General features: G+C 70.2%; 10 protein-coding genes. 4 read left to right on the top strand and 6 right to left on the bottom strand.

Annotated elements, in window-relative coordinates:
• Positions 1 to 64 precede the first annotated feature (64 nt).
• Positions 65 to 1603 (top strand): alpha/beta hydrolase, encoded by a 1539-nt coding sequence (locus tag PKF00_RS25955; RefSeq protein ID WP_271220243.1) that lies wholly within the window; start codon positions 65 to 67, stop codon positions 1601 to 1603.
• A 442-nt stretch (positions 1604 to 2045) separates the two neighbouring features.
• Positions 2046 to 3722, top strand: a complete 1677-nt coding sequence (locus PKF00_RS25950) for a hypothetical protein (RefSeq protein ID WP_271220242.1) — start codon at positions 2046 to 2048, stop codon at positions 3720 to 3722.
• Between the two features lie 275 nt (positions 3723 to 3997).
• On the opposite strand, the gene PKF00_RS25945 is transcribed toward PKF00_RS25950, so the two are convergent.
• The gene (locus tag PKF00_RS25945; RefSeq protein ID WP_271220241.1) at positions 3998 to 4216 is read right to left on the bottom strand and encodes a DUF397 domain-containing protein; all 219 of its coding nucleotides are present in this window, start codon (positions 4214 to 4216) and stop codon (positions 3998 to 4000) included.
• Positions 4198 to 5034, bottom strand: coding sequence for a helix-turn-helix domain-containing protein (locus PKF00_RS25940; RefSeq protein WP_271220240.1), 837 nt, complete (start codon positions 5032 to 5034; stop codon positions 4198 to 4200). Before PKF00_RS25940 ends, PKF00_RS25945 begins: the two co-directional genes overlap by 19 nt.
• A 140-nt stretch (positions 5035 to 5174) precedes the next feature.
• Between PKF00_RS25940 and PKF00_RS25935 the strand changes: the two genes are divergently transcribed.
• A complete protein-coding gene (locus PKF00_RS25935) occupies positions 5175 to 5630 on the top strand; it encodes an ATP-binding protein (RefSeq protein WP_271220239.1) in 456 nt (151 codons plus the stop codon).
• Between the two features lie 207 nt (positions 5631 to 5837).
• Here the strand turns inward: PKF00_RS25935 and PKF00_RS25930 are convergent, their stop codons facing one another.
• Entirely contained in the window at positions 5838 to 6647 is an 810-nt protein-coding gene (locus PKF00_RS25930; protein WP_271220238.1) for an MBL fold metallo-hydrolase, read from the bottom strand.
• Positions 6648 to 6737: 90 nt separating this feature from the next.
• Here PKF00_RS25930 and PKF00_RS25925 point away from each other — a divergent pair, with 90 nt between their 5' ends.
• A complete protein-coding gene (locus PKF00_RS25925; RefSeq protein WP_271220237.1) occupies positions 6738 to 7337 on the top strand; it encodes a CGNR zinc finger domain-containing protein in 600 nt (199 codons plus the stop codon).
• A 116-nt stretch (positions 7338 to 7453) separates the two neighbouring features.
• Here the strand turns inward: PKF00_RS25925 and PKF00_RS25920 are convergent, their stop codons facing one another.
• From PKF00_RS25920 to PKF00_RS25910, 3 genes are read right to left on the bottom strand one after another with little or no spacing between them, the layout of a single operon-like run.
• Positions 7454 to 9196: a glycerol-3-phosphate dehydrogenase/oxidase gene (locus PKF00_RS25920; protein WP_271220236.1), complete on the bottom strand. Its 1743-nt coding sequence runs from the start codon at positions 9194 to 9196 to the stop codon at positions 7454 to 7456.
• A gap of 36 nt (positions 9197 to 9232) precedes the next feature.
• A complete protein-coding gene (locus PKF00_RS25915) occupies positions 9233 to 9862 on the bottom strand; it encodes a hypothetical protein (protein ID WP_271220235.1) in 630 nt (209 codons plus the stop codon).
• Between the two features lie 3 nt (positions 9863 to 9865).
• Positions 9866 to 11059 carry a hypothetical protein gene (locus PKF00_RS25910; protein ID WP_271220234.1) on the bottom strand — a complete coding sequence of 398 codons (1194 nt, stop codon included), beginning with the start codon at positions 11057 to 11059 and terminating at the stop codon, positions 9866 to 9868.
• Positions 11060 to 11101: the final 42 nt, after the last annotated feature.

Raw genomic sequence — 11101 nt, 5'->3', positions numbered from 1 at the left:
ATAGCCCGAAAGCCCATAATTCTGCCCCATTTCCATTTTTTCGTATTTGGCTGATCATCAGTCCATGCGACGATTAGCCGCCCTGTTACTGGGCCTCGTCATTCCTTTCTCGTCCCTCGCGCCGGTCGCGGCCGCCACGACACGAACCGCCGAAGCCGGAGCCGTGATCTCCTGGACTCCCTGTCCGGAGAACCAGGCCGTGGAATGCGGGACGCTCGCCGTACCGATCGACTGGAAGCGCCCGGAGGGCGGCACGTTCGACGTGGCCGTCGCCCGCCACAGGGCCACCGACCCGGCCGCCAGGATCGGCGCGCTCATGCTGGGCGCGGGCGGCCCCGGAGGATCGGGGGTGGAGATGGTCCTCTACGGCGCGGAGCTCTTCAGCCCCGAGCTCCTGCGCCGCTTCGACCTCGTCAGCTTCGACCCGCGCGGCACCAATCGGAGCCATCCCGTGGTCTGCTCCATGGACGTGGTGACGCAGGGGCTTCCTCCGATCATGAGAAGCCAGGCCGACTTCGACAGAATGCTGGCCTACAACGAACGGCTGCGCGCCGACTGCAGGGCCCGCACCGGCCCGCTGTTCGACCACGTCGACTCGCTCAGCACCGTGGCCGACCTCGACGCCTTCCGCGCCGCGCTCGGCGAGGAGAGGCTGAGCTTCTACGGCGGCTCCTACGGCACCCTCCTCGGCCAGCAGTACGCCGAGCGCCACCCACAGCGCGTCCGCGCCTTCACGCTCGACAGCACCATGGACCACAGCCTGGACACACGGAGCTTCCTGGACACCGAGGCCTGGGCCGTGCAGGACGCCTTCGACGAGTTCGTGGCCTGGTGCGACCGGGACAGCCGCTGCCTCCAGCACGACGGGGACGTCAGGGCGCTCTGGCGGGAGCTGCTGGCCCGCGCCGACCGCGGCGAGCCGCGCCTCTCGGGGCAGGAGGGCACCTCGATGGCCGCGTTCACGCTCATCGAGATCGCGACGGGCCTCTTCTACGATCCCGCCAACTGGCAGTACTTCTCCCAGTTCCTGGCCGAGAACGACAGCGGCCGGACTCCGCGTCCGAGCCCACCGCCCGCCCCGTTCAGCGGGCCGCCGGACGTCTACCCCTCTCCGCTCCAGATCTTCTGCCTGGACTATCGGCTGCCCGTCCGTGACTACCGCGAGTACCGCGAGCACCTGCGCCGTTCGGCGAAGATCGCACCTGACATGCGGTTCAGCCCCATCGCGCTCCGCCTGACCGTCGGCTGCCTCGGGCAACCGGCCCCGACCCCCAACCCGCAGCGCCGTCTACGGGTCCACACGAACACGCCGCTGCTGGTCGTCAACTCCCTGCACGACCCGGCAACCACCTACCCGTGGGCGGTGAGCACGGCCCGCCAGCTGGGCCGCTCGGGACGGCTGCTCACCTACGAGGGCTGGGGGCACGGCGTCTACGGGCGTGGAGCGTGCGCCACGGGGGCCGTCGACTCCTACCTGATCTCACGAACCCTCCCGACGCCCGGAGCCCGCTGCCCGGCCGTCCCGCCCTCCGAGGACAACCCGCTCAGGGAACCCGTCACCCCGCCGCCCGGCACGTCAGGCCGCCTCCCCTACCTGTTCTGATCCTCCGGGACCTCCTCAAGGCCCCTTCACCGCGTCAGCCGTACTGTCCAAACCCTTCGGCGGCCTCCAACGGCCGCCGGAGGTCTCACACCTCGCCCCAAGGGGCCAGCCGAACTCAGTTCGCGGCTCTTCTGCTGTGAGACCTCGCTTCGACGACAGGAATGATCGATGAGAGCCGCGAGCTCTCCCAAGACATCGGCCTCGCCCCATCGGCAGCACGCTCCGGCGCTCAACCCCGATCAAGTTCGAGGAGCCTGGCCCCCCCAGCGTCTATCCCTCCTGGGACCGCTCATTCCGCTGTGTCCGCCTGCACGGCGGTGCCGCGCTAAGATCGCGTTCCGTGTTTTCGGATAGTTCATGGCGAATTATCAGGATTGGATTAGTAGGTCTGGTCCTTGCGGCGGCGGTCGCGGGCCTGGTGCTCGGCGACCCCTGGCTCTGGATGGCCGTCGAATGGTCGCCGTCGGCGTACGTGGAGTTCTACGCGCGCGACGGGTTTGACACCCCGACGACTGTGGCTCTGATCGCCGCCGCCCCGGTGAAGGCCGCGCTCCTGTGGCTGATCCTGCGTGCCCCCGCGCGGGGACCGCTGGACCGCCGGGCGAAGGCGCTGCGCCGACTGCTGTATCTGGCGGTGGCGTACGCCCTCGTGCTGTGGTATTCGATCATGCTGCTCCCCGCCGCGGTCGGCACGGCATTCCAGCTCGCGCTGTGGACCGCGATCGACGTCCTCTACCTGCTCGTCATCCGCTGGCGGTCCCGCGTGCTGCGCGCGGCGGCCGGAGCGATGTTCGCGGTCCAGCTGGCCGGGACGGCCAACGAACTGCTCGACGAACTCGACCTCCTCGAGCTTGGATCGGGCGGCATCGTCGAACTGGGCTGGATGCTGAGCGGAGTGGCGGCGGCCGTCGTCACGGTCGTCGGGCAGCGGCGCGACGGCCGGTGGAGCCGCGGCACGCAGGCCGCCGGGTGGTTGTCGGTGGGTGTCTACGCGCTGGTGATCCCGCTCAACGCTCTCCCCGGAGGGATCTTCAGCGGCAATCTGGCGATGCCGGTCTTGGTGGACGCGGTGGGACTCGTCAGCACCGTGTGGATCGCGGCGACCGCCCGTGAACTGCCCGTTGAGGGCCTCCCGGCGGGCCTTCCGCCCGCGCGGCGGCGCGTGATCCGCGTCGCGGTGGCGGCCGTGGCCGTACTGCCGATCATCGCACTGATCCACCCGGAGCAGACTCCGCACCTCACCTACACCGGCTGGTCGATGGACTGCTATGACCGGCCCAACTTCGGCGACCTGAAACCCGCGGAACGCGACGCCGCGTTCCTGTGCCGGGCGCGGAGCACAGAGGGCGGAGTCCCGCCCATGTTCCCGGACAGCCTGTCGGACCAGCAGATCCTCGCGTACGGGCGGGCGCTGTGCCGTACGAAGGAGCACGACGGGCAGAAGGCGATTCTGACGCGGGCGGGGAGCGCGCGGCCCGCCTGGGGCGCGGACCCGTGGGACCTCGTCTACGTCTGCCCGGAGATCATCGGCGCGACCAATCCCGAGCTGCTGCGGTCGACCACGGAGACGGAGGCGGCGAACACCGCCTACGTCGCCGAGGAGAACGCGAAGTGCCGCGATCCGTGGCCCCGGACGAGGGGTGTCGTCCAGGCCACCGCCAAATACTTCCTGTTCGTCGACGGCGACCACGGTTATCTGGTCCACGACCCCGAGGACGAAGCGGCCGACGAGGCGGCGGAGCAGGCGATGGACAAGGTCTACGACGACAGCACTCTCATCGGGGTGGCTGGCAGCGCGGTGCTCGTCGGGCACGTCGCAGACGTCGTTAATCTGTGCCTCACGGTGAAGGCCTTCCGCACCGCGCCGCCACGGCGGACGGCCGGGTGGGATCAGGTCAGCGAGGTACCGATCATCAGCCGCAGCGGCCGGCTCACCGTGCCGGAGAGGGGCGAGGGCGGAGAGGTGGGCGCGGGTGCCCCGATGCCGAACCTGGCGACCGCGGGGAAGGGCCGCTACCGGCTCCGTGTCTACGTGCGGGTCGACGACGCAGGGGAGGAACAGCACTTGGTCGTCGTGTTCCCGGGGGCGTCGAGGAAGAGGCTCAAGCTGAAGCCGTGAGCGGTGGCGGGGCGCTGCGCCACCACCCGCAAGAGCCGTGGACGTCTCAACCCCGCTTGACCTCGAAGAGCCCTCATACCCGCCCCACCCTCATGCCCGCCCCACGCTCGTGACCATCCAAGCGCCGGTACGGCGAGCAGTGAGGCGAGGAGGATCGGCGCTGACGAACGGCGCGCAACCCGCCGAAAGGACCCGGCCTCGCGCCAGCCGCATCCCCGGCCCTCCTCCTGCGACCGAGGACGGCCGCAGGAGGGTTCAGGTCTCGATCCAGAAGGTCAGCCGAAGTGGCCGCCCTTGACGCCGTCGACGAAGGCGGCCCACTTACCGGGGGCGAAGACCAGCGCCGGACCGTTGTGGTCCTTGCTGTCCCGGACCCCCACCCGGCCCTGGGCCAGCCTGGCGACCTCCACGCAGTTGCCTTCGTTCGCCCCCGAGAGGGAGGACTTCACCCACGTGGCGGCGGTGAGCTCGCGGCTCAGGTCGTCCTTTTCCATTGGTCCCTCTTCTCCTCGATCATTTTCAGCGAACTGCTTTGCGGGAGAGCCTCGGCGCGGATCACCTCGTACCACATCGACGCGGCTTTGATATCGGCTGGTTCATGCGAAACCTGTCCACGAATGGCCGATTCCAGGTACACGGTGTCCGGGACTCCCGGACCTTGCGCAATCATAAAACCACCCAGGAGGCCGGTGGTAGAACGGGCCTCAATCGGCAGCACCTGAATCACGATATTTGGTGCATCCGCACACTCCAGTAGATGATCGAGCTGTTCGGCCACAACCGCATCGTCCCCGATGGGACGAGACAGCACGCTCTCATCGAGAACCGCCCAGAGGGAGGGGGCATCGTCGCGGCGAAGAATCCGCTGGCGTTCCATACGAGACGCCACGCTCCGCTCCAGCCTTTCCACGGATATGCCCGGCTTTCCTTTGATGGCGGCCCGTGCGTAGTCCTCGGTCTGGAGCAGTCCTGGCACGATGATGGGCTCCCACGTGCGCAGGACTTCGGCATTCTGCTCGGCCTCGATCCATGCTCTGAACCACGTGGGCAGCTTCGCCGTCGCGTTGTCGATCATTTCCTTGATCCGGGCCAGCGCCCCGTCGAGCTTGAGCGCTTCATCGCACTTTTGGGCGAAACCCATGGTTGGCGACTGTTGTCCTCTTTCCACGCTGCTGATCATGGCGATCGAGTAGTTGACGCGCGCGGCGAGCTGCCGCTGGGACAGGTCCGCGCCGATGCGGTGTTTCCGCAGCTCATAGCCGAAGTAGGCGATCGGGGACTTGCCGGGGTCGAGCTTGGCGGGGTTCGGCATCCGAGCCTCCTGCGGTTCAAGTGCGGTTACAGCAGAGCCGCTGATTGCTTCTCCAACTCGTTCGACTACCGACTGTAACCAGGCGCTGCCATCCTGGTCAGGCGAATCCGAAAACGCGGATTACCAGATGAGGGAAATCCATGGATCTTGAGGAGTCCCGTGTAGAGAATCGCTGGACGCTCCTGGGCGCGGCGACCTTCGAACTTGCGCCGGAAGTCGTTTCCCAGGCCCGTTTCCGTCTGCGTGAATGGCTGGGGGAGGATCACCCCGCCTATGAGAAGGCGGAGCTGGTGGTCTCCGAACTCGTGACGAACTCGGTCGTCCACTCGACGAAAGGCAGGCCGTACGGAAACAAGGTGACCCTCACCGTCACCTCGTCGGCGGACCGGATATACGTTCAGGTCGTCGATCCCGGCGGACCGCCGTGGAATCCGGTCGTGCCCGAAGACATACCGGTCGACCAGGAAAACGGTCGCGGTCTCTGGCTGGTCGCCCGTCATTCTCATCGGTGGGGCGTAAGGGATTACGGCTCACTCGGCCGCGCCGTATGGGCCGCCCTGGACATCGTCTCCGCCACGGACGACGAAAGCGTCTGACCTTCACGCTCTCCCGGCCACGGCGTCACCCCGACGCCGCGACGCCCGCTCCCGGCTCCCCACGGCGAGGCGGGCGGAGCCGGGAGAGGAGAGGCCTCGGCGCCGCCCCCGTCGCCGAGGCCTCTCCACACGACGCCGTCCCGCACGGAACACGACGCCGTCCCGCACGGAAGTCGTCAGGAGAGGTCTTTCGGTCGGCCCGCCCGGTCAGGCCGGGTCGCCCAGGTCCAGACGCTCGGCCAGCCCGGCGGCGGTGAAGGCGGCCACCACTTCGGCGCGGCCCTCGGTGAAGTGGGCCCAGCTGTCGCAGTGGACGGGAACCACCCGGCGGGCGTCGAGGATCTTGGCGGCCTCGGCGGCCTGGGCGCTGTCGAGGACGATCAACGCACCGTCGAAGAGGACGGGGAAGCGGGGGGCTCCGGCGAAGAGGATGGCGGTGTCCACCGGGCCGAAGCGCTCGGCGATCTCCCTGACCACGTCGAGCGAGGCGTTGTCGCCGCTGACGTAGACCGTGGGCAGCCCCTCCCCGGTCAGGACGAATCCGACGACCTGGCCGGTGACCGGTTCGACCTCCTCGCGTGCGCCGGGCCCGTGGACGGCGGGCACGCCCGTCACGGTGACCGTGCCGCCGCCGGGGCGGTCCAGCTCGACCGGCTCCCAGTCGGCCAGTCCCCTGGCCCCGTTCCCCAGGCGCCGCCCGCCCTCGGGTGTGGTGAGGGTGAGCGGGACGTCGGCGAGCAGAGCCCTGCCTGAGGTGTCGAGGTTGTCGGGGTGCTCGTCGTGGGAGAGCAGGACCACGTCGACACGGCCGAGGTCGGCGGGCGTGACGGAGGAGGGAGCGGTCTTGGTCAGGAGCGGGCGTCCCGACCTCTGGTGGTCGTCGGGCGCGTAGTAGTCGCCGGGAGCGTCGAACGTCGGGTCGGTGAGAAACCTCAGCCCTCCGTACTCGAAGAAGGCGGTCGGGCCACCGAGGACGCGGACGGAGAACTGCTCGTCGGTTGTGCGGGCAACGGCCACGAAAAAACTCCTCACGGATGAAGACTCATCTATCCGTGACGTGACGCTAGCCGTTCCTCACGGATGAGCGCAAGCCGTACCATGAGAGTCATGATGGAGCTCCAGATCGCCGGGTCCGTGCCGCCGCCCGCGCCGGGGGCGGAGCGGTACCCCGCCCTCGACTTCGTCAACAGCTCCGTCGCGCTGCCCGGCGGGCAGTTCGTCGACCTCCTCGGCACCCCCGCGACGACGAACCGGTGGCTCACGGAGCACGGTCTCGCTCCGGCCGACGCCGGGGTGCAGGAGATGTGCGCGACGCAGTTGCGCTCGCTGCGCGAACACCTCAGGTCGCTGTTCGCCGCGCGCGTGGCCGCGCTTCCCGCCCTGCCCGCGGCCCTGTCCGCCGTCAACGACGCGCTGAGCAGGGTCCCCACGACCGCCCTGCTGCACTGGGACGAGAAGAACGGCCCGTACCGCGCGGTCCCGTGTCCCGTCCACGAGATCCTGGACCACGCTCTCGCGACCCTCGCGGCCAATGCGGCCGACCTTCTCACCGGCCCCGACGCCGAGCGTCTCACCGCCTGCGGCTCCCCTCCCTGCAACCGCTATCTGCTGCGCCACGGCCGCCGCCACTGGTGCTCCACCCGCTGCGGCGACCGTGCCCGCGCCGCCCGCGCCTACGCCCGGCGAGCCCACCCCGAGACGCGCTGAGACAGCCGGGAACGGGGCGTCGCGGACCGACGGGAACGGTCGTTCGACGAAGCCTCCGGCTGGCGGCCGGACGTCGGCGCGTCCTGGTTGACACCCCCGAGAAGGACGGCGACGTCTCACCCGGGGTTCGGCCCGGAGCCGGCGACCGGGACGATCTCCGGGGCGCCCAGGCGGATGGCGTCGGCCTCCTGGTCGGTGTCCTGCTCCTGGGAGAGCCGCTCGGCCTCGACGCGCTTGGTGTAGTAGCCCACCTCGCGTTTGACCTGGTCGTCGTCCCAGTCCAGCGGTCCCGCGAGCAGCTGCGCCGCCTCCTCCGCCACCACCAGCCCCCGGTGGAAGGTCTCGATCGAGATGTGCGTGCGCCGGGACAGCACGTCGTTCAGGTGCCGCGCGCCCTCGTGGGTGGCCGCGTAGACGACCTCCGCCCTGAGATAGTCGTCCGCCCCGGTCAGCGGGCGCGCCAGGGAGGGGTCCTTCTCGATCAGCGAGATGACCTCGTCGATCAGCGAGCCGTACCGCTGCAGCAGGTGCTCGATCCGCGCCACGTGCAGGCCCGAGGACTGGGCGAGGCGCTGCCGGGAGTTCCACAGCGCCTGGTAGCCCTCCGCTCCCGCCAGCGGGATCCGGTCGGTGCACGACGGCGGGACCCGCTGGTCGAGCCCGTGGGCGACGGCGTCGACCGCGTCCCGCGCCATGACGCGGTACGTGGTGTACTTTCCCCCCGCGACCATGACCAGCCCCGGCACCGGGTGGGCCACCACGTGCTCGCGGGAGAGCTTGGACGTCTCCTCCGACTCCCCCGACAGCAGGGGCCGCAGCCCGGCGTAGACGCCCTCGACGTCGTCCCGGGAGAGCGGGACCGAGAGCACCTGGTTGACGTGTTCGAGCACGTAGTCGATGTCGGAGCGGGAGGCGGCCGGGTGCGCCCTGTCCAGGTCCCAGCGGGTGTCGGTGGTCCCGATGACCCAGTGACGGCCCCAGGGGATGACGAAGAGCACCGACTTCTCGGTTCGCAGGATGATCCCGGTGAGCGAGTGGATCCGGTCGCGCGGGACGACGAGGTGGATGCCCTTCGAGGCGCGGACGTGGATCTGTCCCCGGCCTCCGACCAGTTCCTGGATGTCGTCGGTCCACACGCCGGTGGCGTTGACGATCTGCCGGGCCCGCACGTCCAGCTCGTTGCCGCCCTCCAGGTCGCGCACCCTGACCCCGGTGACCCGCTCCCCCTCCCGCAGGAAGCCGACCACCTGGGCCCGTGAGGCGACGTGCGCCCCGTAGGTCGAGGCGGTCCGCAGCATGGTCATCACGTAGCGGGCGTCGTCCACCTGCGCGTCCCAGTACTGCACCGCGCCGGAGAAGGCCGTACGGCGCAGCGCGGGCGCGAGCCGCAGGGCCCTCCTGCGCGACAGGTGCCGGTGCCCGGGAACGCCCCGGGTGAACCCGAAGGAGAAGCCCAGCGAGTCGTACATCACCAGGCCCGCCCCGACGTAGGGCCGCTCCCAGCCGAGGTGGGTCAGCGGGAACAGGAACGGCACCGGCCTGACCAGATGGGGGGCTATCCGCTGGAGCAGCAGGGCCCGCTCCTGGAGCGCCTCCCTGACGAGGTCGAAGTTGAGCTGCTCCAGGTAGCGCAGCCCGCCGTGGATCAGCTTCGACGATCTGGACGAGGTCCCGGAGGCGAAGTCACGGGCTTCGAGCAACCCGACGCTCAGCCCTCGCGTCGCCGCGTCGAGCGCCACCCCCGCGCCGACGACGCCGCCGCCGATCACCACCACGTCGAGCTCCTGAGCGGTCATCTGCGTCAGTGCGGCGGTCCGCTCGGCAGGACCGAGCCTCGCCGTGCCCATTCGCGCCGTCATTGTGCATCCCCCTGGGGTACGGGTCACCGGCTTGCCTCAGGTACCTACCCCCTCAGTCCGGGCGTTACTACCGGCGGGTAGCCCATCGCGGCGTCCCGGGCCCGTACGGCGCCAGGCGACCACGATCAGCGCCACCAGCGCCCAGAGGGGGACGGTTCCGACGGCCCAGCTCAGGGCGAGCGGCGGCCCGGGCTGCGGCAGCGTGGGAATGCTCGCCGTCCGCCCCTCCCCCCGCCCCGCCGGACCGTCGACGGTGAACCTGAGGACCCAGTTCCCCTCCGAGGGCACGGCGAAGGTGTCCAGGCCCCACACCTCGCGTTTGCGCGGATGCCTGGCCAGCCTGGCTCTCTCCTCGCTCCCGTCCGGGCCGACCAGGGTGAGGACGCCGCGTTTGCCGTCGATCCCGCCGTCGGGGGTGAATGTGAAGTCCAGCGAGCTCAGGGCCCTGAGGGGCCACGTGCTGTACCCCACGGTCAGGCTGTACGGCCCGGCCTGGACGCGCTCGGTGTGCACGGTCTCGACCGGCGGGTAGGCCAGGGCGGGCGTCGCGCTCGCGAAGACCAGGCCGATCGCGGTCAGCAGCGCCACACCCGCCCGCAACGGGCCGGAGGCTCGCCCTGACCGGGGAAAGCGTGACGGGCGGGGGACCCGGCCGAAGGCGATCATGGGTCACCGACCTTCCTGGGACGGGGCGGATGCCTGCTGGGACGCGGCGGACGCCTCCCGGGGCGTGGCGGGGACGACCGCGCGCAGCATGGCGCTGAAACGCCGGCCGAGGAACCCGGCCAGCGCCCCGACGAGGACGCCCGCGACGACGGTCGGCGGCATCTCCCCGATCGTCGGCAGCGTGGACCTGTACACCAGGGACGCCTGCGTCAGCCCGCAGACCGTCACGACCAGCCCGGCCAGGCCGCCCACGAGCGACGCCACCAGACGCCCGGGCCGGTCGCGTCCCACCGACGACACCGCCCACCACGTCAGCGCGGCGACCGCCGGCAGGGACATCGGCATCTCCGCGGGCACCAGCGGCACCGGGCTGACGTAGTCGCGCATCGGGAGGCCGACCGCCACGGCGTAGGCCCTGGTCGCCCATGGCGAGAACCACCAGAGCAGGGCCTGAGCCGCCGCGAACACGATTCCGAACCCCAGGACGAGGCGGATGTCCCGCAGGAACCCCACGGCCATGAACACCACCAGCACCGTCAGGAAGGTGACGCCGACGGAGACGGGGTCGACCACGCCGCCGTCGATCTCGGCCAGGCCCTGCGTGGCCACCAGGCTGAAGGCCAGCGTCACGGTGAAGGCGAGGATGACGCCGAGGCGGGCCCAGCGGTGGGCCCAGGCCGCCGCGAAGACCATCACGGCCCCGACCATGCTCAACGCGATCGACAGGATGAGGCCGATGTGCGGGGGTGACGCGATCACCGCGTCGAAGCCGTACAGGCTGTGCCACCACAGGTCGAACAGGCCGTAGAGCAGGAAGCCCGCCGAGCCCGCGCCGGAGACGAGGTAGCCGAGCGGCGCGGCGAAGGTCCCGCCCAGCACCGGGACGGCCCGCCCGCCGATCGTGGTGTCCACCTCGCGGTCCGCCCGCCGCGCCGCGGTGGTCATCAGCACCACGGCCAGGCTGGCCAGTCCGGACAGGGCGCTGCCCGCGTAGAGGACCAGGTGCGGCAGCGTGAAGAAGGTGTCGGGTCCGACGTCGATGTGCCACTGGATGTCCCAGCTCGCGGCGGTCAGCGAGAAGGCCGCGCCCAGCAGGACGAGGAAAGCCGGTATCCACCCCCTGGACACGGTCGCGGTGCGGACTGACGCGGGGGCGCGCCCGCGAGCGGGCAGCGCCCCGTCGGCGGCGACGGTCATCGTTTCCTCCTTGGTCCTTGGTTCTTCAGTGGTCGTGGTGCC

The organism is Streptosporangium carneum, from assembly GCF_027922005.1.
Classification (GTDB): Bacteria; Actinomycetota; Actinomycetes; order Streptosporangiales; family Streptosporangiaceae; genus Streptosporangium; species Streptosporangium carneum.
The sequence above is the reverse complement of the archived record's forward strand: the minus strand, read 5'-3'. Positions and strand labels throughout refer to the sequence as shown.